Consider the following 23,222-nt stretch of genomic DNA (forward strand, 5'->3'; position numbering starts at 1 on the left):
CGAGAGATGAGATGAGCAGCAACTCAACCCCGATCGCCCAAAGCAACACCCCGTCAGCTGATATCCCCAATATAGATATTGGTAAAGCTTACGATCAGCACTACATCGATGCTGAGATACATTATGAGCAACTCGAGAAACTGGCGGATTTTTTCGGCCGTAATATGCCGGTTCATCACCACGACCGCTTTTATCAGATCCATGTCATTCTTAATGGTACGGTGCGGGTGCACCTTGATGAAACCAGCTACACCGTCAACGGCCCGATGTTTTTCCTCACACCGCCGACAATCCCGCACGCTTTTGTGACCGATAATGATGCTACCGGTCACGTGATTACAGCGAGACAACAACTGGTCTGGGAACTGATGGGCGGAATGGGTCCAACCCGCTGGGGCAACAACGGCGTTATGAACAGTCCGCTCTGTGTCGCTCTGTCACCGGAGCAAGATTCTACGGCTAAACGAATGCTCTACCTGTTAAGCCTGATGGCTGATGAAAACGATCACAACAGCATGGAGCATTCGCTGGCACTCAAAGCACTGTTACAGTTAGTGCTGATCGATATTGCCAGACTCTCAGATCAGACACAGCAGAAACAAAAAATACGTAAAGAAGATGTGCGCATATTCCACCGTTTCAACGAGTTGATTGAAGCTCATTTTCATGAGCATCTGTCCCTGGCACGATATTCTGAGATGATCAGCGTCACTGAAGCACGTCTGAATGAGATATGCAGACGCCTGGCTGGCCTGCCCTCCAAGCGCCTGATTATGGAGCGACTGATGCAGGAAGCCCGCCGTCTGCTGACATACTCCTCCTCACCCATCACAGAAATAAGTTATCAACTGGGCTTCAAAGACCCGGCGTATTTCGCACGTTTCTTCCGTAGAAATGCAGGCATAACCGCAAGCCAATACAGAGACAAAAAAAATTAGCAATTTATTTCAAATACTTAAGGACCACTGATAATATTTACCATTTATTGACACATTATAAATATCTTATGAAAAGTACAATTAAAGCAGTGGAAATTGTATGTCAACCGATAGCGCTTCCACTATAATTAATTAACATATTAATATTTAACCTGCCGACATTAACGGCAGATACAATAATAATGACATCGCTACTCTATTGATAAAAGGTGACCCTCCATGTCTCAGACAGAATTCGACCCAAAAGATTTTCGTCGCGCCCTCTCGCAGTTTCCAACCGGCGTAACGGTGATCACCACTCTGGATGCTGAAGGCAACCCGGTTGGCGTTACGGCAAGCAGTTTCAACTCAGTATCTCTCGATCCGACGCTGGTTTTATGGAGTATCGATAAGGGTGCCCATAGCCTGGCAGCATTTGAAAAGGCTGAACATTTTGCCGTCAATATTCTCGGACGTGATCAGGTTGCGACCTCCAATAACTTTGCCAGCCGCGGCCAGGATAAATTTGCCAACATCGATTACAGTAGCGGCTTAGGCAATGCCCCACTACTTACCGAGTTTGCCGCTCAGTTTGAATGCAAGACCTGGGCTGTTTATGAGGGTGGCGACCACCTTATTCTGGTGGGTGAAGTGCTTAAATACCGCTATAACGACAGCATTGAGCCTCTGGTATTTGCCCGTGGAAGTTACGCCGTTTCTGCACAGCACCCGGAGATGATTAAGTCATCGGCACCGTGCGACAACGACACCCAGAATGGCGATTTTATAGGCGACTACCTGCTTTACCTGTTACGCACTGTTTACCAGGGCCTCAGCTCACAGCTATACCCTAAATTACAGAGCAAATGCGATGTTACCCCTGAAGAGTGGCGCATTCTGGCCCGCATGGTCAGCTGTCCAGCCATCAGCATCAAGGACCTGTCAGGCATGGTAATGCAACCTGAAATCGCCCTGCGTCAGACGGCAGACTGGATGATGGAGAAAGGATTAGTTGAGTATGCTGACAGCGAGACCCTGAAAGTCACAGCCAAAGGCGCTGATATTGCAGCAAAACTGAGGGCACTGGCTATCGAAGAAGAGTCAGCACTGCTTTCACAACTCCCGGCCGGTCATCCGGAACAACTTAAAAGCAGCCTGAAAGCACTTATCGAAAAACTCGGCTAAATACTCAGCCTGGCCTTTCACTGGTTTATATCTCTGTAGTTGTCAGCGACCATCCCGCTGGCAACTAGCTCTCTCCTGATAAAGATATTCGAACCTCATCGACCTGCTATCGATCACACCTAAGCTCTAAACTTCCCCGATAAAAAAGCGTAAAATAACCGCCTTTAAAACCACCAGGGCGGAGCAGCTATGAGTCTCGAAGATATCGATAATCCTTTAAGTAAAGAAGATGAAACCGCTCAAACCAAAAATGGCTTTCTGGTGCTGGTATCGAAGCTGGTTTTTGAGGACAAGCTACCGGTACGCTTTATGTATAAAACGGTACCCGCTCACCTGAATGATACCGGTTGGCGGCTATTTACAGGCTATGAAACGCCGGAATTTCTTGAAGACGAATTGAGCAACCTTCTGCCAGTCGCCGTAGAAAAGATGATCAGACTGGACCCATCCCTTACCGAGCTGCTGGAATTCAATGCCGGCACCGTATGGGAACGCACTCCCGGATCCGAAGGATGGGAACGGGTTTATGACTTTAAAATTCCCGCCGACCGGGTGGAAGTCGAGATCACCAACGATGTGGATGAGTTTAAACACTAAATCGCCTTCAAGTAATGACTGAAACAACTGTAAAAAATTGAAGCCTTTCCCTTGAAAGGCTTTTTTTTGTCCTTATAAAGTTGTTAACGGAGGCTCTTAAGAGGTCCGCTACCCGCCTGATCATTGTGATAGGCACCTTAAAACATATTGCTCTATGAGGATATTATTATGCGTCAATTTGACCTGGCTCCACTCTATCGTACCGCTATTGGCTTTGATCGTCTGGCCTCCATGATCGACAACGCCAACCGTAATGAACAGACCCAGAACGGCTATCCACCCTACAACATTGAACTGATCAGTGAGCACGCCTACCGCATCACAATGGCAATTGCAGGCTTTGATAAGTCTGAAGTATCAATCAATACTGAGCAGGGCATGCTCACCGTTACCGGCAACAAAAAAGCCGAAGAAACTGAACGCCAATACCTGCATCAGGGGATCGCAGCCAGGGGGTTTGAACGTAAATTCCAGCTTGCAGACCATGTGCGCGTGACCGATGCCTCAATGGAGAATGGCTTACTGCATGTTGACCTGGTACAGGAAATTCCTGAAGCGATGAAACCACGTACTATCACGATTAATTAAAAAAATTAACCACTGGCGCAACGGTCGCTGATAACAGAGAAACAGGGAGCCGATCACTCCCTGTTTTTATTTCAATCTGACCTATGCAATCAGGCACTACTTCTTAATACTGATCGCTGCCCGATAGAGAGCAGCCATCGCTTCATCAAAGCAGCAAAAGATCACCTCTTCCAGCCCATAAGTCTGATACAAAGCGGAAACGGTGTTGACCGCTATCGCTACAGCCTCGGGCTTTGGATATCCATAAATACCACAGCTGATGGCAGGAAAAGCGATACGCTGAATCCCTTTAGCCGGACAAAGCTTCATACATTCGCGATAGCACGACTCCAGCAACCGGGACTCTCCTCTTCCCCCGCCCTGCCAGACAGGTCCCACCGTATGAATCACATAGCTTGCCGGGAGCCTATACCCCCGTGTCAATCGAGCCTCTCCGGTAGGACACCCCTTAATTGTTCGACACTCCGCCAGCAAATCCGGACCGGCAGCCCGATGAATTGCACCATCAACCCCACCACCACCGAGCAGAGCGCTATTGGCGGCATTCACAATCGCATCGACTTTAAGCCTGGTAATATCACCCGTTTCAACCCGGATCACTGGCGGCTTCCCCAATCTTAATTGCCTGATAGGTCCAGCATTTCACAGCGTCGCTCCAGTAGTCCGGTGCCAACCCTGCTTTCAGACGTAACTGGCGCAAAAACTGCTTTGGCTGCCTGAGTTGATCCCAAACTGAAGGCAGAAACGTTGCCCGCCGCCCCTCTGCTTCAAACACCAGACCATCAACAAAGGGACGAATCTTTGTCAGCAGATCTGACTCACTACTAACAGGCAGTGGCACCAGCGGCGTCAGCACCGAGATCTCATATTCAAGCTGATCCAGCTCCGCAGCACTCACCGGATCAAAACGCTGATCACGAAATGCCGCCAGATAACTGTTATTCAGAACCGCATCTGCCAGAGAGCAGTTCGCCTCCAGGTTACCGATACACCCGCGCAGATGGCCATTGATTTTAAGCGTCACAAAGCAGGCTCGTTGCTTCTCAAGCGCAGCGGGAACAGAAACTCCGACCGGGCGCTCTGGCTTGAGCCCCTGTACCCCACAGGCAACGGCATCCCGAGCCAGATCCAGCAGCAGGCGCTGCTCAGACTTACTATAACGCTCAATAGAATGCATAGGATGAATACCCCACAACACTACTCTTATCACCAGCGGTGTCACCTGAGTTACAGTACCCGAGGTTTTCTGCCTTAAGACCATGGTCCGACGCATACGCCAATAAACCATTGAGGGCATAACAGCCGCACGCCTGCTGCGGTGTAATTTCCACGTTCAGACTGTTTATCTGCTGCAGCGTTGCCCGATCTATCAGATTCGCTTCACTGTAACTGTGAAAATGACTCAGATCACTGCTGATAACCACCAGAACACCCGGTTCTTTGAGCACCCTACCAATCAGAGCAGACACACTGGATAGCGGAGTCTGACCGACTAACACCGGTAAAACACGGCATTCGCCGTCCAGCACCTGTAAGAATGGCAACTGAACCTCCAGACAGTGCTCCTGAGCATGGGCCATATCATTGACACTGACCCGCCCCTCGCTGATCAGCGCATCAGTCAACACGTTGTCTAACTGAACCTGCCCCAGCGGCGTTTGCCAAAGCCCCGCATCCATCACCGCCATCCCCTGAAGAGGAACTCTGTGAGCGGGCCCCAAAATCACGATTCGACTGATTGAGTTAAGATAGCGGCGGATTCTGTTATACGCCCTGGCAGCAATACCACCGGAATAGATCAGGCCCGCATGGGGAACCTGAATAGCGACAGGCATACAACCTTGTTGCGGATTTTTCGCCAACAGCTGACTGACAATCAAAGCAAGCTCATCAGCATTATCCGGATAAAATATACCCGCCACAGCAGATTGCTTAATTCTCATACAAACAGCCCCTTAGATATCAAACACAACAACATTCTAAGTATAGGCCATCAATCCAATGAGATCTGCCAGCACATCAGGCCTGCCGGTTTGAGTTCTGGCCGGAGAGCTCAGAGGTAGAAGACAGCCTGTCAGATTCAGCTAAAATGCTCACAGCGAAGACACTGCAGCGATGACAAAGCGTTCAGTATCAGAACTGTGATGAATACTCATGCAGAAACTGTCGTACCTCGGCTACCTGCTTCAGGGTGCGCATCTGTTGCAGCATCGGCATCGCCTCGGAATACTCCCGGGACATCATCTTCAGCCACTGCTTCACCCGCCCATGAACATATTTGGGTGCCAGTTGCTGCTCCACCATCTCCAGAAACTGCTGCAGAAGAAGCAGCATCTCAGGCCAGCTCAGATGATCAGGATCATCACCCCGCTGCAGGGCTTTAATCCGCAACCCAAGATCCGGCGCGGCCACCAATCCCCGACCGATCATCACATCTTCACAGCCACTCACCTGACGGCAGCGCTGATAATCCTGCCAGTTCCACACCTCACCATTAGCGGTAACCGGCACAGCAACATGCTCTCTGATACGGGCAATCCACTCCCAGTGCGCCGGAGGCCGGTAACCCTCCTCTTTGGTCCGGGCATGAACCGTCAGCCCACAGGCTCCTGCATCGGCAATCGCGGCGGCATTATCCAAAGCAAGTGATTTGTCGTGGAAACCTAAACGCATCTTCGCGGTTACCGGGATATGATCAGGCACCGCCTGACGAACCCACCAGACTATTTTATGTACCAGCTCAGGCTCATTCAGCAGAATCGCCCCGCCCCTGCTCTTATTGACCGTTCTCGCCGGACAGCCAAAGTTCAGATCGATCCCCCTGGCGCCTATACTGACCGCCTTGCGGGCATTCCCAGCAACAACCTGAGGATCACTGCCCAGCAGCTGCAATATCACCGGAGTACCGGAACTTGTATAGCTGTTATTAAATAGTTCGGGGCTGATTTTACGAAACACTTTCGCCGGCAATACCCGCTCAGATACACGGACAAACTCCGTAACACACTGATCGATTCCGCCGATACGGGTGAGTATCTCCCGCATCGGTGCATCAACAACACCCTCCATTGGAGCAAGTACTATCTTCAATCCGGTTTCCCGCCTAGTATTCAGTTATGCGTACGTTCATTTCAATTGATCCACCGGCAGCGCTGCGCCAATCCATCCGCAACTGCTGCCCACAATTCAAAAGCCTGCGCCTGATGCCCGCCGAACAGCTCCATCTGACCCTGTTGTTTCTCGGCGAACAGCCGCACACTATCCGGGATTCTGTTAGCAGAGCATTCGCGCAGCTTTCCCAGGAACCTTTCAGGGTACAACTGCGGGGAATTGGGCAGTTTAGTTCTGGCGTGATATGGCTCGGTGTCGATTCACCGCAGCCGCTACTACAGCTTCAACAGCGTCTCAGCTATGCCCTGCAACAACAGGGAGTGTTGTTTGAGCAGCGAAATTTTCACCCCCATCTGACACTGGGGCGCACTCGCAGACCCCTTACGCAAACTCAGATCGGTCACTTCAGCGAGGCATTTTGCGATAAAGAATTTAGCTTTACTTTATCATCCGTCCTATTGAAACAAAGCAAACTTTATTCTACCGGAGCGGTACATACTACTCTGGATGAGTGGTCTCTTGCGTGACATAAAAATGCCCGCTCCGGTCATAACCGGGCGGGCATCCCTGCAACCACAACCAATCAGGTTGCTGCCAGCCCCAGCAGCAGATCACGCTTAATATCGTCAACCGATTCAAGTCCGACCGAAAGCCGGATCAGGTTATCTTTGATACCTGCTTCCGCTTTCGCTTCAGCACTCATGCGTCCATGGGTAGTGGTGCCCGGATGAGTAATAGTGCTTTTCACATCACCCAGATTACCGGTAATGGATATCATCTGAGTGGCATCAATAAAGCGCCATGCCGCTGCTTTATCACCGCTCACCTCAAACGACAGAACCCCACCAAAGGCGCTTTGCTGCTGTTTCGCCAATGCGTGCTGAGGATGCTCTTCCAATCCGGAATAATAAACCTTATCGATACCCGGTTGCTGCTTCAGCCAGCGAGCCATCTCCAGCGCATTCGCACTGTGGGCTTTCATACGCAACTCCAGGGTTTCAAGGCCCTTCATAAAGACCCACGCATTAAACGGGCTTAGGCATGCGCCACCAGTGCGAATAAAACCATAAACCTCTTCCATCTCTTTATCGCGACCGACAACCACGCCGCCCACACAACGCCCCTGACCATCCAGGTATTTAGTTGCAGAATGAATCACGATATCAGCCCCCTGCTTCAGAGGCTGCTGCAGTGCCGGGGTACAGAAACAGTTATCGACCATCAACAGAGCATCATTCTGATGAGCCAGCTCAGCTACTGCTGCTATATCACCCAACTCAGCCAGAGGATTGGACGGCGTTTCTAAAAAAAACATCCGGGTTGCGGGTGTGACCGCCGCTGACCAGGCGTTTATATCGGTAGGATCCACATAGGTAACACTGATACCTGTACGGCTCAGATACTTATCAAACAGTGAAACAATGGAGCCAAACACACTGCGCGAGCAGACAACATGATCGCCCTGTTTCAGTAACGACAGGCAGGTGCTGAGAATTGCCGCCATACCAGACGATGTAGCAACAGCGCGTTCTGCGCCTTCAAGAGCTGCCATACGCCTCTCGAAAGCATTAACGGTCGGGTTGGTAAAACGGGAATAGATATTCCCCTCTTCCTCGCCACCAAAACGGGCAGCCGCTTCTCTGGCACTGGAGTAGACAAAACTGGAGGTCGGGTAGATCGCATCGTTATGCTCCCCCTCATCACTCCGGTGTTGTCCCGCACGAATCGCCAGAGTGCTGAACTCGTAGTCAGCATCCACAAACTGTATCCGTTCGGGACGCTCAAAACTGGACTTGGACATCAGCCTTTGTTCCTACGTCATAGTACCTGTTCAGTACTTATTTAAATTGCACAGTTACCAACATACAATCAGACCCGATCAGCTTATGGTCGCATGCAGATCTGCATTCTGATTAGTAGCTGATTTCTTATCGCCGCCTTTCGCCATATCGTTACGCTCGGCATCAATACGATCGAGATAAGCTTCGTCAATATCACCGGTAATATATTTACCATCAAATACCGAAGCATCAAAACCAGTCACCGAGCTATTGCCCGCCAGCAGACAATCCTTCAGATCATCGAGGTCCTGATACAGCATCCAGTCGGCGCCGATCTCAACACCCACCTCATCATCAGTACGACCATGAGCAATCAACTCGGAAGCTGAAGGCATATCGATTCCATACACGTTCGGGTAACGAACCGCTGGCGCAGCTGATGCAAAGTAGACCTTCTTCGCACCCATTTCACGGGCCATCTGAACAATCTGCTGTGACGTAGTACCGCGTACAATCGAGTCATCTACCAGCATCACTACCCGGTCTTTAAACTCGAGCTCAATCGGGTTGAGTTTACGGCGAACCGATTTAGTCCGCTGAGTCTGACCCGGCATAATAAATGTCCGGCCGATATAACGGTTTTTAATAAAACCTTCGCGGAACTTAACATCCAGATGGTGAGCCATTTCAAGGGCGGCCGTCCGGCTGGTATCAGGTATCGGAATAATCACGTCGATATCATGATCCGGCCGCTCGCGCATCACTTTTTCAGCCAGTTTCACACCCATACGCATACGGGACTTATACACGTTCACTTCATCAATAATTGAGTCCGGACGCGACAGGTAAACGTATTCAAACAGGCAGGGATGCAACTGTGGATTCTCGGCACACTGCATCGTGTGAACTTCGCCGTCCTGAGTAATAAATATGGCTTCGCCTGGGGCGACATCACGAATCAGGGTAAAGCCGGAGATATCCAGCGCAACCGATTCTGAAGCCACCATATATTCGGTACCCTCTGCGGTTTCACGCTGACCGTATACCAGCGGGCGGATACCGTGGGGATCACGAAAGGCAACAATGCCATAACCGGTAATCACAGAAACGACCGCATAGCCACCCCGGACCCGTTTATGCACCGCTTTTATCGCTGCAAAAATATCATCGGCGGTCGGGATCAGCTTACCAATCTGCTGCAGCTCATGGGCCATGATATTCAGCAACACCTCTGAATCAGAGGTGGTATTGATATGGCGCAGATTCTCTTTGCGCATCTGCTCGCGCAGCTCTGCTGTATTGGTCAGGTTACCATTGTGTGCCAGCGCAATACCGTAAGGCGCGTTGACATAAAAGGGCTGCGCTTCAGCTGAGCTGGAGCTGCCTGCAGTTGGGTAGCGTACGTGACCAATCCCCACATTACCCATTAAGCGTTTCATATGACGGGTACGGAACACTTCGTTCACCAGACCATTATCTTTACGCATAAAGAATCTGTCTGCCTCACAGGTCACCATACCGGCGGCATCCTGGCCACGGTGCTGTAGCACTGTCAATGCATCAAAAATCGTCTGATTCACATTACTTTTGGCTACGATGCCAACTATACCGCACATTAAGGCTACCTCAGGTATTAAGTTAGTTACAGCAAGTATAAATGAAAAATTGGTTTAGCTATTCTGACCGCTGATATTCCAGATCATCTGGCCAATATCAGCGGCTGTCTCCCGTGTCCAGGATTCCATCAGCAAAAAATGGGGAATCAGTTGCGATTCTGCCCACCAGCTATCTTCTGTTACTGGTGAGCGCACCAGTAATGCAGTAATAACAATTACAATAAGGCCGCCTCTGACAACCCCAAAACCGATGCCAAGAATCCGGTCAGTACTGCTCAGACCCGTTGCCTGAACCAGCATATTAATCAGATTATTGATGACAGCGCCCACCATCAGGGTGGCGACGAAAAGCAGAATAAAGGCGGCACCTATACGTAGCGAAGGCGTCTCTAACAGGCCTTCCAGCAGGGTGCTCAGTGAAGGGGCAAACAGTCGGGCGACAATGAATGCAGCCACCCAGGTCAGCAGCGACAGTGCTTCTTTCATAAAGCCACCACGCAGGCTGTATAACCCGGAAATTGTTATGATGCCGATGATTGCCCAATCGGCCCAGTTGAGTGTCATACTAAATGTCTACTTCAGGATCTGAATAAGGGGCGAATTCTACCAGAGCTATCTGCCGAACCCAATGTTTATCGTGTCGTGAAACGGACTATAATACCGTCCAGACCGAACTCTTTCTGAATATCGTCCTGCAATGCAGTCAACCGGGTTTTCTGAATATCCGGCCCGACAAACACTCTCACCAGATCACCCGTCTTGCGAATATAGACCTTATAACCGGCTTTAATCAACCTGGTGCGCAGCCCTTTAGCATTATCTTCATCCTTAAAGCTCGCCAGCTGCAGACTCCAGGCAACAGGAACACCTTCCTGATCCAGTGCCGGAGGATCTTCACGCTCCTGAATCACAGGCTTCTGCTGTGCCACCGCCTCTGCAACCTGCTTCGGCATCACCGCAACGGTTACCGGTTTAGCTGGTGCTGCGGGTGCGGAAGTGTCTGGTAACGGTTTATTCTCAGGCTCAATACTCACCAGTTGCGGCTCAACTGGCGGCGCAGGAATTGCACTTTCAAGCTGGCGCTCACGATAGCCAGCACCATCAAAAAAGATTGGCAGAAGAATTGCCGCCGCCACAATCAGAATTGCACCACCGGCCAAACGCTGTTTAAAGCCATCATTCACTATTCTTTACCACCCATATTCAGTGCGATTAACGCATCGCTCACAGTCAGGAAGGAGCCAGCAACAACCACCCGATCCCCTGGCGCCGCCTCATTCGCTACGCCTTGCAGTGCAGCGGCAACAGTATCATAAGTCGCCAGCCGGGTAACAGCCACCCCAAGGGCAGTCAGCTTTTCTGACAGTACTTCTGCTGACTGCCCCCTGGCACCGCTGAGACTGACCAGATACCACTGATCGACGACGGATTGAAGCTCAGCCAGTACCTGATCAATATCTTTATCTGCCAGCATTCCCAATACCATCCGGGTACGACCATCCACCGGGTCGTCACGAAGCTGACCAGCGAGGTACTCCGCCGCCTCTGGATTGTGGGCAACATCGAGAATGTAATCGACATCGGAAACGGTAAACTGCTGCATTCTTCCAGTAAGCGAAGCCTTAGCCAGACTCTGCTTGAGCTGCTGAGGTTCGGGCATCATCTCCAGCAAACTCAGCACCTGCATAACCGTAGCCGCATTGGATTTTGGCAGATAGATCTGCGGCAAACCCGAGATTGTCATCTTACTGCCATCGGCCTGCTCCCCCTGCCACACCCATCCATTTTTATCAGCCGGCAGCCAGTTGAAGTCACGACCACGACAGAAAAGCCGGGCACCTATCTGGTCAGCATAACTGAGTAACTTTTGAGGTGGGTTAGGGTCGCCACAGACAGCAGGACACCCGGCACGATAGATACCCGCTTTCTCAAAGCCGATCTGCTCCCGGTCATCTCCCAGCCAGTCGACATGATCGACTGAAACCGTTGTGACAACAGAGATATCTGCATCAACAATATTGATTGCATCGAGACGCCCCCCCAGACCAACCTCAAGCAACATCACATCCGGTTTTTCGATCGCAAACAGATGCAATGCTGCCAGTGTGTTATATTCGAAATAGGTCAGACTGACATCACCCCGCGCGCACTCTATCGCTTCAAATGCCCGCACAATAAGGTCATCACTGACCGGCATCCCGGCAAGCTTGATCCGCTCGTTGTAGCGCAGAAAATGCGGAGAGGTAAAACATCCGACGGTCTTTCCCTGATCACGAAGCACCTGATCAAGCATGGCAATAGTCGAGCCTTTACCGTTAGTGCCACCAACGATAACCTTTCGACTGGCGCTCAGATCCAGGCCCATTCGCAGATAGACTTTACGCAGACGATCAAGACCCAGCTCTATCAGATCGACCGGATGATTTTTTTCAATCCACTCGAGCCATTGAGGCAGGGTTTCAAAGTGTACATCAGTCATAATGGTCAGTTTATCCCAGACAATAAAAAGGCCGCTAAAGTAACAACAGCGGCCTTATCATAGGTTTGTGATCAGACGGAGGCGGAAACTGATTCAGAATCCGTACCGGGAACCGCAGGAAGCCCCTGCATCATCCGCAGCACTGAGGAAAGACGATCCCGCAGCTCTCCCCGGGAGATGATCATATCAATCTGACCATGCTCCAGCAAAAACTCGCTGCGCTGAAACCCTTCTGGCAGTTTTTCACGTACGGTCTGCTCGATAACGCGCGGACCGGCAAAACCGACCAGTGCGCCCGGCTCACCCACATTGAGATCTCCCAGCATCGCCAGTGAAGCGGAAACTCCACCATAAACCGGATCCGTCAATACAGAAATATAGGGAACCCCCGCCTGTTTTAGTCGCTCCAGCGCAGCGCTGGTTTTAGCCATTTGCATCAGCGAGAACAACGCTTCCTGCATCCGCGCACCACCGCTGGCAGAGAAACAGATCATCGGAATCCCCTCTTCCAGAGCGATATTCGCCGCGCGAACAAAACGCTCACCTACCACAGCCCCCATAGAACCGCCCATAAACTTAAACTCATAGGCAACGGCAACAACGGGAAGGCCATTCACCTCACCGCGCATGGCGATCAACGCATCTTTCTCGCCAGTCTCTTTCTGAGCTGCAACCAGACGGTCTTTATACTTCTTGGTGTCACGGAACTTCAGGTGATCTACCGGTTCAACTTCAGCGCCAATTTCACGGGTTGCACCGTCATCAAGAAAGGCATTCAGACGGACCCGCGCAGTAAGGCGCATGTGATGGTCACACTTAGGGCAGACATTCAGGTTTTTTTCCAGCTCCGGACGATACAACACAGATTCGCACTTGGGACACTTTTTCCAAAGTCCTTCAGGAATATTGGTTCGCTTCTTCTCGGAACGAACCAGAGAAGGAACAATTTTATCCAGCCAGTTACTCATTATTACTCCAGCTGCTGCCAGTGGCAGCCCTTATTTATCCATTGCCTGACGCATACTTGCAGTAATCGCTGCAACCGCCTCAGGAATCTGTTCCTGATTACCGGCAAGCTCGGCAATCTTATTAACCAGCACACTGCCGACGATTACACCATCAGCCACTTCCGAAATTGCCCGGGCTGAAGCATCATCACGGATACCAAAGCCCACACCGACAGGCATATCGGTATGCGCGCGAATAATTTCCAGCTTTTCGGCCACCTCAGCAACATTCAGAGACGCAGAACCGGTTACACCTTTAACCGATACGTAGTAGACATAACCGCTGCCTGCCGCACAGATCTGTTTAACCCGCTCCACCTCAGTGGTTGGTGCAAGCAGATAGATAACATCGATATCAGATGCCTTCATCAGCCGGTTAAACTCCCCGGCCTCTTCAGGTGGCAGATCTACAGTCAGAATACCATCCAGCCCTGCCGCTTTCGCTTTATCTGCAAACACAGAATAACCCATCACTTCGATAGGGTTCAGATAACCCATTAAAACCACGGGGGTAGTCTGGTTAGTCTTGCGGAACTCAGCCACTATATCCAGCACATCGATCAGACGTGTACCATGCAGCAAGGCACGCTCACAGGCCAACTGAATAACCGGACCATCGGCCATCGGGTCAGAGAACGGAATACCCAGCTCAATAATGTCGGCACCGGATTCAACCAGTGCATGCATTAAAGGCAGGGTTACTTTAGGTTCAGGGTCTCCTGCTGTCACATAGGGAATCAGCGCTTTACGACCCTGGCTTTTCAGATTATTAAAACACTCAGTAATACGACTCATCTTAATCTTCACTCAGTCAGGGCTTAAAAGTTAATGCCATCAATCTCGGCAACGGTATGGATATCCTTGTCACCCCGGCCGGACAGGTTAACCAGAATAATCTGATCTTTGTCCATTGTTGGCGCCATTTTCATCGCCTCAGCCACAGCATGACTGGACTCCAGTGCCGGCATAATACCCTCTGTCAGTGTCAGATGACGGAATGCATGTAATGCTTCATCATCGTTAACGGCCGTATATTCCGCCCTGCCAATCTCTTGCAGGTAAGAATGCTCAGGCCCCACGCCTGGATAGTCCAGACCTGCTGAAACAGAGTGAGTACCAATAACCTGACCGCCTTCATCCGACATCAGACATGTACGGTTACCATGCAGCACTCCCGGCCTGCAATGCGAACTCAGCGGTGCAGCATGTTGACCGGTTTCGATCCCATAACCACCCGCTTCCACGCCTATCATGCGCACATCCGTATCTTCGATAAATGGATGAAACAGACCGATGGCATTAGAGCCTCCACCCACACAGGCAACCAATGCATCCGGAAGCTTGCCCGTCTGCGCCAGACACTGTTGACGAGCCTCACGACCAATAATGGACTGAAAGTCACGTACCAGCTTAGGATACGGATGCGGACCGGCGGCGGTACCAATAATGTAAAAGGTATTATCAACATTGGTAACCCAGTCACGCATCGCTTCGTTCATCGCATCCTTCAGCGTACGAGTGCCGGACGTAACAGAGACGACATCGGCACCCAGCAATTTCATCCGGTAAACGTTCAAAGCCTGCCGACGAATATCCTCTTCGCCCATATAGACAGTACATTCAAGCCCCAACCGGGCAGCAACAGTTGCTGTAGCAACACCGTGCTGACCTGCACCCGTTTCTGCGCTAACCCGGGGCTTACCAGTAAATTTAGCCAACAAAGCCTGACCAATTGTGTTATTTACTTTGTGAGCACCGGTATGGTTCAGGTCTTCACGTTTCAGGTAGATCTGCGCACCACCCAGTTCACGGGAGAGACGCTCCGCATGATACAGGGGTGAAGGACGACCAACGTAGTGAGCAAGGTCATAGTCAAACTCAGCCTGAAACTGTGGATCCCGCCAAAGCTTTTCGTAGGTCTGTTCAAGCTGCTGGAGAGCAGCCATCAACGTTTCAGACACATAACGGCCCCCAAACTGGCCAAAATGACCACCTGCATCGGGCATCTGCTTTGCGATCGCGAGATCTTCTTTAGTTAGCACGAGCTACCTCATTCATAAATGATATTAGTTTTGAACTATCTTTAATGCCTTTAGCCGCTTCCACCCCGCCACTGACATCAACAGCATAGGGTTTCACCCGACTTATAGCCTTTGCCACATTGTTCTGATCGAGTCCGCCGGCAAGAATCAGCGGTTTATCTAAATCAGATGGGATGCGCTCCCAGTCAAACGCCTCGCCTGTACCCCCGGGAACTCCGGGACGGTATGCATCCAGAAGGATCGCACGGGATAAAGCAAAACGTTCAGTTTCAGCCGCCACATCAATATCCGGAGACATACGCAGCGCCTTAAAATAGGGTCGGCTGAACTGAGCACAGTATTCGGGCGACTCATCACCATGAAACTGCAACAGATCGATGCCAGTCTGATCCAGTATCGCGCAAACCTGCTCTGCAGACTCATTCACGAACAGCGCTACGCTGGTCACGAATGGCGGCAACTGCCGGATAATCACCTCTGCAACAGCAGGATCAACATACCGGGGGCTGGGCGGATAAAACACAAAACCAAGGGCATCAGCGCCAGCCTCAACTGCCGCCAGAGCATCTTCGAGCCGGGTAATTCCACAGATTTTTACGCGGGTTCGCATCACTTAGATCAGACTATTCAGAAAGAGACCAATAGTAACAGATAGCGGGGCCTGAGGTTAACCGTTTTGCATCAGGAAATAGGGCCCCAGCTCTGATTTTGGCAACTCATACTGGTCTGGATACTTAACATCCACAAAATAAAGCCCGTATGGCGGTGCAGTTACCCCTCCCTGAGTGCGATCCCGGGCTTCAAGTACCTCTTTTGCCCAGACCGGCTCAGCTTCGCCAGCACCAATTTTCATCAGCACCCCGGCAAAATTACGGATCATATGATGCAGAAAGGCGTTAGCCCTCACATCAATCACAATCAACTCTCCTGCCCGGTAAATATCCATCGCCCTGACCTCTCTCACCGGGCTTTTGGCCTGGCAGCCGATGGCACGATAGGAAGTATAGTCATGCTCACCAACCAGATAGTCTGCGGCGGCCTGCATCCGCGACATCTCCAGCGACTTATGAGTCCAGGTCACTCCACGGCTCAACAATCCCGGCTTAACCGGTGCTGAGTAGATAAGATAGCGATATCGCCGTTCAAGGGCAGAAAACCGGGCATGGAAACTATCATCGACACACTTTGCCCAACGGATTGCAATATCATCCGGCAATTTCGTGTTGGTTCCCATTACCCAGGCCCGGTCGGGACGCTGAACAGAGGTGTCAAAGTGAATAATCTGGTAGGTACCGCTGACACAGGCATCCGTACGACCGGCACAGATAACCTTAACCGGCTCATTGGCTATCTTCGACAACGCCTTCTCGACCGTTTCCTGAATCGATGGAACATCTTTCTCTTTCTGAGTTTGCCAGCCACGATAGGCAGCCCCCGCATACTCAACACAGAGCGCATAGCGGTTAGTTTTTGGAGCATCAGATTCAGACTGTTCTGAACCGGTCGACTCCGACCTTACAGCCCCAGAAACCGTATCGGCCACATCATAAGAAAGGGCGACCGAAGTCGCCCCTTGCTGGTGTTCAAACTGGGATATATCCCGCGGCATATTACATCTTATCTCAAAGTTAATGGAAACGACCCTGGCAGCTCTGCGAACACTTCTGCAGAGCTGCCAGGGCGATCAGTTATCAGCTAATAGAGCTTAACAGGTTGTTAGCTTCTGAACGCTGAGCCTCACTCCCCTCACGCACGATCTCTTCCAGGATATCTTTAGCGCCATCCAGATCTTCCATATCCATATAAGCCCGCGCAAGATCAAGCTTTGTCTCAACCTCGTCCGCATCCTCGAGCAAGTTCAACCCATCCAGCGAGCCATCCTCATCCTCATCTGCCATATCAAGACTGAGCTCATCGCTGCCCGCATCATTCAGGAGCATCTCCAGCTCTGAATCGAGCTCTGCATCAAGGTCATGACTAAGCGCCGAGCCATCATCCGACTGTGGAGCGACAAACTCCTCTTCATCCAGCACAATTTCATCATCTACAGCACCATCAAGCATCGCCTGAAGATCATCATCCAGGTCTGCATCGCTATCAGTGACATCCAGCTCTTCAATATCGGTTTCCCCGACACCGGCAAGCAACGCATCAAGCTCTGCATCCGAAGCATCCTCTTCAGCTATTGCACTGCCTTCGTCTTCAACCTCAGCTTCAGCCAACAGAGCATCAAGATCCTCAAACTCATCCTCAACAGCAGTCTCTTCCGAGTCTTCTACCAGGCCGCTCGCATCGTCCTCTACCAGATCAAGTGCATCTGACTCGCCCATCAGGTCGAGCGCATCACCCTCTTCTTCGCCTGCGGCCTCGACCTCATCAGCAACATCAACATCAACATCATCAAGACTAAAATCCAGATCCATATCGTCGTCCAGACGATCTGCAGACTCCTCCTCTTCGACAACATCGACGCTTGGCTGTATATCAAACTCCAGATCAGTATCCTGATCATCGGCTTCTGCCGCTACATCCTCAGCAGCGAAAAGCGCTTCAAGACTTTCAGCTTCAGGCTCTTCCGGCTCGTCTGTAAACGCCGCCAGATCATCAGTAGCAGACTCCTCAGTCAGATCATCCAGATCAAAGGACTCACTGTCCTCTCCCAGGATGGAATCGAGGGCATCATCAACCTGCTCATCTTCTGCTTGTCCCACAGGCTCTGGATCCGGACCCGGAGGCTCGCCGAAGTCCTCGTCAAATCCAAGATCGAACTCCTGCTCATCAGCATCAGCAGAAGCCGCATCTTCAACTTTATCCAGATCCATATCCAGGTCGAGATCCAGCTCATCCAGATCAGTTTCTTCCACCACAGCCTCCTGAGAGACCGCTGCAGCTGCAGTTGCTGCAATGACGGTTGCATCATCAGCAGAAACATCTGCAACCGCTTCTGGCTGCTCAGCTGCTTTCGCCTGCCCTGGACCATCTGACGCTGACGCATCCTCTTTATTACTCCGGCGCATAAACAGCAACGCCAGTAGAAAGGCGATGAGAGCGCCACCAGCAGCACCTATATAAAGGCCAAACTCTTCCAGTAAACTTTTGGGCTTCGCCTGAGACTCAGCTGCAGGAACAACCTGATTGGCAACCGGCTGCTTCTTCGCAGATTCCAGCTCTGCCTGAAGCTCCGCTAACTGCTGATCTTTCAGCTCCAGCAATCGCTGCAGACTTTCCATCTGTTGCGCAAGCGCATCAACCCGACTGGAAAGCTCCGTATTCTCGCGCTGAATCTGATCAACACTCTCCAGCGCTGAAGCCAAATCAGCCTCCAGCTGCCTGTTTTTTTCCAGCAGCGCGGAATCCGCCTGACTTATATTCGTTTCGGCCGCCTGGTCTGATACTGTGCTCGTTTCAGCCTTACTATCAGGAGAGACTATCTTCAGTTGCCCCTGGGCCGAACTGGCTGCAACCTCCTCACCCTTTTTTTCTGAAGTCGCCTGCTTTTCCGCGTTATCGGCGCTATCAGCACTACCCATTACTTCTGACTGAGCCGCAGACGTTATACCCTGCTTCCACATTTGAGTTTGTCGCCAGAACTCCTCATTAGCCTGCTTATGACTCAGAGCCTGAACCTCTTCCAGCGAAGGAAGATCCATAACAACACCAGCTTTCATCTGGTTTACGTTGTTATTGGGAAATGCTTCAGGGTTTTTACGCTGTAACGCCAGCATCATCTGCGCTTCAGAAACAGTAGCGGCGGGCTTATGCTGCCTGGCTATATCCCACAATGTGTCGTTAACATCCACATATACCTGACCATCAGTCATGCGGGTACGGATATTACTGACCGGCGTTTGCGGTGCTATCGGTTTTACTGCTACGGGCGCCGGAGCACTGGCAGCAGACGAACGCGCAGGCTGAACCGCGGCTGGAGCCGGTGCAGGATCATAGATGGGCGGATCCAGCAACACGGTATATTCACGAACCAGACGACCGCTGGGCCAGTTCACTTCTACCAGAAAGTTCAGAAACGGCTCTTTCACAGGCGCCGATGATCGCAGAATAATAGTGCCGCGACCCGAGGGCCCTGGTTTCACTTCAAACTTGACGTCGGAGAGAAAGCGTAATTTGTCTATTCCGGCCAGAGCGAACTCATCGACATTGGCCATTCTTGGCTGAATCTGTTGCGGATCAACGGACCGCATCTCCAAGAGTTGTATCTCTGCCTGCAGCGGCTCATTCAAGGCTGATGTGATTTTGATTTCACCGAGACCAAGCGCATTTGCATTTGAGGTTCCTAGTGCACCTGCAATTGCCAAACTTAGGGCTAATTTGCGCAGCATATTTTCGCTTCCTTAATTTCCCCGGGTCCTGAATTCAACAAAAATCGTCAATATTCAGAAAGTTACGTATCCAGTTTTTAATGGCCAAAGTATTCATTAAAACCTGCGTTTAATCAACAACCCAGATCGGCCATAAATGGCTAAACTTCAGTATTTAAAACAGCCTTTTACCGAAAGACTGCTACCCCATACAAAACAAACCAAACAATAAAAAGAAACAAAACCATATTATTCAATATGTTAATGAACAATATTCGAAACAACATCAATGTAAACACAAACAAACTACAGAGTCGAATTTGCACTACCTAAGTTGGTGACTGTCCGATATCACGTTACCTGAAACTCTTTATATCGAATTTGTTGACCTGAATCACACCCACAAATATAAAAAAACCGGCCTTATCAGCCGGTTATACCTTTCAAAAGCAGAGATTAGCCCTGCAGCAAAATCCGCAGCATACGGCGTAGTGGCTCGGCCGCACCCCACAACAACTGATCACCAACACTGAATGCATTGAGGAACTCATCACCCAAATTCATCTTACGCAGACGACCGACAGGCACACCCAGAGTACCGGTAACCTTCGCCGGAGTCAGATCCCGGGCAGTAATATCACGCTCATTCGGCACGACACTGACCCAGTCGTTAGCTTCAGCGATCATCGACTCGATCTCGTCCATCGGTACATTTTGCTTCAGCTTAATGGTGAATGCCTGACTATGACAACGCATCGCACCGATACGTACGCAGGTACCATCTATCGGTACCGGATTGTCGCTCAAGCCAAGAATCTTGTTGGTTTCAGCATAAGCTTTCCACTCCTCCCGGCTCTGACCATTGTCCAGACGGGTATCGATCCACGGGATCAGGGAACCTGCCAGCGGCACACCAAAATTGTCGGTGGGCATGACATCGGAACGGATTGTCTCAGCAACCTGACGATCAATATCCAGAATCGCACTGGCAGGGTTTGCCAGATCAGCAGCAACAGAGTCTTTGATAATACCCATCTGCGAGATCAGCTCACGCATATGACGCGCACCACCGCCGGATGCAGCCTGGTAAGTCATGGAGGTCATCCATTCGATCAGCCCCGCATTAAACAGACCTCCCAGCCCCATCAACATGAGAGACACAGTACAGTTGCCACCAACGTAGGTTTTGACACCATTTGCCAGGCCGTCTTTGATCACGTTCATATTAACCGGATCAAGAACGATAATGGCTTCATCGGCCATACGCAAAGAGGATGCTGCATCGATCCAGTAGCCATCCCAGCCCGCGTTACGCAGAGCGCCGTAAACCTGTTTCGTGTAGTCACCGCCCTGACAGGAAATAATGGCATCCATCTGCTTGAGTTCATCAATGGATGTTGCATCTTTCAGTGCCGGTATATCTTTACCAATATCCGGACCTGGCTGACCTGCCTGGGACGTTGTAAAAAAGACAGGCTCTTCGATATGGTCGAAATCACCCTCTTCTATCATGCGCTGCATCAGCACGGAACCAACCATTCCGCGCCAACCAACAAAACCTACACGCTTCATCTGTTCCACCAAAACTATTTGAACCTGCTAACAGATTCCTGAGAATAAATACAACAAAGCTGCCACACGAATCTGTAGCAGCCTGTGATGACTCCGGACACTCCGAAGCCCTTCAATTATGCAACAATTTAGTCACATAGACTATCTGAATCAGACTATTTTATGATCAACCAGCATCATAAAATGCGACTTTTACGCCTGCAATGCAGCGATAACCGCATCACCCATCTCGGTGGTAGACACCTTCTGCATTCCCTCAGACCAGATATCGCCGGTACGCAGATTCTGATCCAGCACCTGACTGACAGCCGCCTCAATACGATCCGCCGGAGCACCCGCGCCGAGTGAGTATCTCAGCATCATCGCAACCGACAGAATGGTCGCCAGCGGGTTAGCCAGATTCTGTCCGGCAATGTCCGGCGCCGAACCGTGACAAGGTTCATACATACCCTTGCCATCAACATCCAGCGAAGCGGATGGCAGCATACCGATCGATCCGGTCAGCATTGCCGCAGCATCAGACAGAATATCACCGAACATATTACCGGTGACCATGACATCAAACTGCTTCGGCGCACGCACCAGCTGCATCGCTGCGTTATCGACATACATATGGCTGAGCTCAACATCAGGATACTCTTTAGACAGCTCCTCCATAACCTCACGCCACAATACCGTCACTTCCAGCACGTTAGCCTTATCGACAGAACAGAGTCGCTTATCACGCGCACGGGCCGCTTCAAAAGCCACACGACCGATACGACGAATCTCATTTTCGTCGTAAACATAGGTGTTATACCCCTCGCGAACGTTACCCTCTTTCAGGCGCACGCCGCGGGGCTGACCGAAATAGATACCGCCGGTCAGTTCACGAACAATCAGTATATCCAGGCCGGACACAACTTCTGGCTTCAGCGTTGAGGCATGGGCCAGTTGCGGATACAGAATCGCCGGACGCAGGTTACCGAACAACCCCAGACTGGAGCGGATACCCAGCAGGCCTTTTTCCGGGCGGATCTGGAAATCAGGGTTAGTGTCCCACTTAGGGCCTCCGACAGCCCCCAGCAGAATCGCATCAGCTGCACGAGCGGCGTCGAGCGTTTCTTCCGGCAGCGGCACGCCATGGGCATCGATTGCCGCACCACCAACCAGAGCCTCACTCAGCTGCAGATCCAGATTATCCTGCTGATTAACCAGTTCCAGCACACGACGCGCCTGCGCGACGATCTCAGGACCAATACCATCACCAGGTAAAACCAGTACATTTTTAGACATTATTCTCGTTCCTTAATCCCAGCTGCAAAGCCTGCTCTGCAGCCTTAAATTCGTTCATTTGATACTGATAAAGCCTTACTTAATGGCGCCGAACAACCAGGGGGCCTGCTGACGGCGGCGCTCTTCATAGGCGCGAATATCGGCTTCATTCTGCAACGTGATACCGATATCATCCAGACCATTTATCAGGCAGTGCTTACGAAAACCATCAATGCTGAAGGTCATCTCCTCACCGGATGGGGTGATCACCAGTTGCCGCTCCAGATCGATACTCAACTGATATCCCTCAGTTTCAGCCACCTCTGCGAACAACTGATCGATCTGCTCATCACGCAATACAATCGGCAACAAGCCATTCTTAAAGCAGTTATTGTAGAAAATCTCAGCAAAACTTGGCGCGATCACACAACGAAAACCGTAATCATCCAGCGCCCAGGGCGCATGTTCACGGCTGGATCCGCAACCGAAGTTTTCCCGTGCCAGCAGAATGCTTGCGCCCTGATAGCGGGGCTGATTCAATACAAACTCCGTATTCAACGGACGCCCTTCACAAGACTGATCCGGCTGACCTTCATCCAGATAACGCAGCTCATCAAACAGGTTTTTACCAAACCCGGAACGCTTGATCGACTTCAGAAACTGCTTAGGAATGATCATATCGGTATCGACATTAGCCCGATCCAGCGGTGCAGCGATACCTGTGTGCAATGTAAACTTATTCATCTCGCTCTCCCGA

Annotated in this window: 23 protein-coding genes; 5 read left to right on the forward strand and 18 right to left on the reverse strand. The window is 50.9% G+C overall.

Features of this window, described 5'->3' with window-relative positions; genetic code table 11:
* The first annotated feature begins 11 nt into the window (after positions 1 to 11).
* The 4 genes from hpaA to KDX31_09685 all read left to right on the forward strand — a co-directional run bounded on the left by hpaA (position 12) and on the right by KDX31_09685 (position 3,287).
* Positions 12 to 938, forward strand: coding sequence for a 4-hydroxyphenylacetate catabolism regulatory protein HpaA (gene hpaA / locus KDX31_09670; GenBank protein UTW05229.1), 927 nt, complete (start codon positions 12 to 14; stop codon positions 936 to 938).
* Positions 939 to 1,157: 219 nt separating this feature from the next.
* Positions 1,158 to 2,102, forward strand: a complete 945-nt coding sequence (locus tag KDX31_09675; GenBank protein ID UTW05230.1) for a flavin reductase — start codon at positions 1,158 to 1,160, stop codon at positions 2,100 to 2,102.
* Positions 2,103 to 2,291: 189 nt separating this feature from the next.
* Positions 2,292 to 2,699, forward strand: a complete 408-nt coding sequence (locus KDX31_09680; protein ID UTW05231.1) for a DUF2185 domain-containing protein — start codon at positions 2,292 to 2,294, stop codon at positions 2,697 to 2,699.
* A gap of 168 nt (positions 2,700 to 2,867) precedes the next feature.
* Positions 2,868 to 3,287 carry an Hsp20 family protein gene (locus KDX31_09685; GenBank protein ID UTW05232.1) on the forward strand — a complete coding sequence of 140 codons (420 nt, stop codon included), beginning with the start codon at positions 2,868 to 2,870 and terminating at the stop codon, positions 3,285 to 3,287.
* Positions 3,288 to 3,383: 96 nt separating this feature from the next.
* On the opposite strand, the gene KDX31_09690 is transcribed toward KDX31_09685, so the two are convergent.
* The 4 genes from KDX31_09690 to KDX31_09705 form a co-directional block, all read right to left on the reverse strand.
* The gene (locus tag KDX31_09690) at positions 3,384 to 3,887 is read right to left on the reverse strand and encodes an O-acetyl-ADP-ribose deacetylase (GenBank protein ID UTW05233.1); all 504 of its coding nucleotides are present in this window, start codon (positions 3,885 to 3,887) and stop codon (positions 3,384 to 3,386) included.
* Positions 3,874 to 4,464 (reverse strand): AmmeMemoRadiSam system protein A, encoded by a 591-nt coding sequence (gene amrA, locus KDX31_09695; GenBank protein ID UTW05234.1) that lies wholly within the window; start codon positions 4,462 to 4,464, stop codon positions 3,874 to 3,876. The genes KDX31_09690 and amrA overlap by 14 nt, the downstream gene beginning before the upstream one ends.
* The gene (gene amrB, locus KDX31_09700) at positions 4,451 to 5,230 is read right to left on the reverse strand and encodes an AmmeMemoRadiSam system protein B (protein ID UTW05235.1); all 780 of its coding nucleotides are present in this window, start codon (positions 5,228 to 5,230) and stop codon (positions 4,451 to 4,453) included. Before amrB ends, amrA begins: the two co-directional genes overlap by 14 nt.
* Positions 5,231 to 5,420: 190 nt before the next feature.
* Positions 5,421 to 6,356 (reverse strand): tRNA-dihydrouridine synthase, encoded by a 936-nt coding sequence (locus KDX31_09705; protein UTW05357.1) that lies wholly within the window; start codon positions 6,354 to 6,356, stop codon positions 5,421 to 5,423.
* Between the two features lie 47 nt (positions 6,357 to 6,403).
* On the opposite strand from KDX31_09705, the gene thpR reads away from it, so the two are divergent.
* Positions 6,404 to 6,925, forward strand: a complete 522-nt coding sequence (thpR, locus tag KDX31_09710; protein UTW05236.1) for an RNA 2',3'-cyclic phosphodiesterase — start codon at positions 6,404 to 6,406, stop codon at positions 6,923 to 6,925.
* Positions 6,926 to 6,981: 56 nt separating this feature from the next.
* On the opposite strand, the gene KDX31_09715 is transcribed toward thpR, so the two are convergent.
* The 14 genes from KDX31_09715 to leuD form a co-directional block, all read right to left on the reverse strand.
* On the reverse strand, positions 6,982 to 8,199 hold the full coding sequence (locus tag KDX31_09715; protein ID UTW05237.1) for an O-succinylhomoserine sulfhydrylase: 1,218 nt from the start codon (positions 8,197 to 8,199) through the stop codon (positions 6,982 to 6,984).
* Between the two features lie 78 nt (positions 8,200 to 8,277).
* Complete coding sequence (purF, locus tag KDX31_09720) at positions 8,278 to 9,795, reverse strand: amidophosphoribosyltransferase (protein ID UTW05238.1); 1,518 nt, start codon at positions 9,793 to 9,795, stop codon at positions 8,278 to 8,280.
* A 54-nt stretch (positions 9,796 to 9,849) separates the two neighbouring features.
* Positions 9,850 to 10,359 carry a CvpA family protein gene (locus tag KDX31_09725; GenBank protein UTW05239.1) on the reverse strand — a complete coding sequence of 170 codons (510 nt, stop codon included), beginning with the start codon at positions 10,357 to 10,359 and terminating at the stop codon, positions 9,850 to 9,852.
* 68 nt (positions 10,360 to 10,427) lie between these two features.
* A complete protein-coding gene (locus KDX31_09730) occupies positions 10,428 to 10,979 on the reverse strand; it encodes an SPOR domain-containing protein (protein ID UTW05240.1) in 552 nt (183 codons plus the stop codon).
* Positions 10,979 to 12,274 carry a bifunctional tetrahydrofolate synthase/dihydrofolate synthase gene (gene folC, locus KDX31_09735; GenBank protein UTW05241.1) on the reverse strand — a complete coding sequence of 432 codons (1,296 nt, stop codon included), beginning with the start codon at positions 12,272 to 12,274 and terminating at the stop codon, positions 10,979 to 10,981. Before folC ends, KDX31_09730 begins: the two co-directional genes overlap by 1 nt.
* Positions 12,275 to 12,345: 71 nt before the next feature.
* Positions 12,346 to 13,242: an acetyl-CoA carboxylase carboxyltransferase subunit beta gene (locus KDX31_09740; GenBank protein UTW05242.1), complete on the reverse strand. Its 897-nt coding sequence runs from the start codon at positions 13,240 to 13,242 to the stop codon at positions 12,346 to 12,348.
* Positions 13,243 to 13,272: 30 nt separating this feature from the next.
* Positions 13,273 to 14,076, reverse strand: a complete 804-nt coding sequence (trpA, locus tag KDX31_09745) for a tryptophan synthase subunit alpha (GenBank protein UTW05243.1) — start codon at positions 14,074 to 14,076, stop codon at positions 13,273 to 13,275.
* Positions 14,077 to 14,099: 23 nt separating this feature from the next.
* Positions 14,100 to 15,287: a tryptophan synthase subunit beta gene (gene trpB / locus KDX31_09750; GenBank protein ID UTW05358.1), complete on the reverse strand. Its 1,188-nt coding sequence runs from the start codon at positions 15,285 to 15,287 to the stop codon at positions 14,100 to 14,102.
* Between the two features lie 25 nt (positions 15,288 to 15,312).
* Positions 15,313 to 15,933: a phosphoribosylanthranilate isomerase gene (locus KDX31_09755; GenBank protein UTW05244.1), complete on the reverse strand. Its 621-nt coding sequence runs from the start codon at positions 15,931 to 15,933 to the stop codon at positions 15,313 to 15,315.
* Positions 15,934 to 15,990: 57 nt separating this feature from the next.
* Positions 15,991 to 16,932, reverse strand: coding sequence for a tRNA pseudouridine(38-40) synthase TruA (gene truA / locus KDX31_09760; GenBank protein UTW05245.1), 942 nt, complete (start codon positions 16,930 to 16,932; stop codon positions 15,991 to 15,993).
* A gap of 82 nt (positions 16,933 to 17,014) precedes the next feature.
* Positions 17,015 to 19,660 (reverse strand): hypothetical protein, encoded by a 2,646-nt coding sequence (locus tag KDX31_09765; protein ID UTW01669.1) that lies wholly within the window; start codon positions 19,658 to 19,660, stop codon positions 17,015 to 17,017.
* Between the two features lie 435 nt (positions 19,661 to 20,095).
* Positions 20,096 to 21,211 (reverse strand): aspartate-semialdehyde dehydrogenase, encoded by a 1,116-nt coding sequence (asd, locus tag KDX31_09770; protein ID UTW01670.1) that lies wholly within the window; start codon positions 21,209 to 21,211, stop codon positions 20,096 to 20,098.
* Between the two features lie 192 nt (positions 21,212 to 21,403).
* The gene (gene leuB / locus KDX31_09775; GenBank protein UTW01671.1) at positions 21,404 to 22,486 is read right to left on the reverse strand and encodes a 3-isopropylmalate dehydrogenase; all 1,083 of its coding nucleotides are present in this window, start codon (positions 22,484 to 22,486) and stop codon (positions 21,404 to 21,406) included.
* A 75-nt stretch (positions 22,487 to 22,561) separates the two neighbouring features.
* On the reverse strand, positions 22,562 to 23,209 hold the full coding sequence (leuD, locus tag KDX31_09780; protein ID UTW01672.1) for a 3-isopropylmalate dehydratase small subunit: 648 nt from the start codon (positions 23,207 to 23,209) through the stop codon (positions 22,562 to 22,564).
* Positions 23,210 to 23,222 lie beyond the last annotated feature (13 nt).

Origin of the sequence: Amphritea atlantica (assembly GCA_024397875.1) — a bacterium.
Lineage (GTDB): Bacteria > Pseudomonadota > Gammaproteobacteria > Pseudomonadales > Balneatricaceae > Amphritea > Amphritea atlantica_B.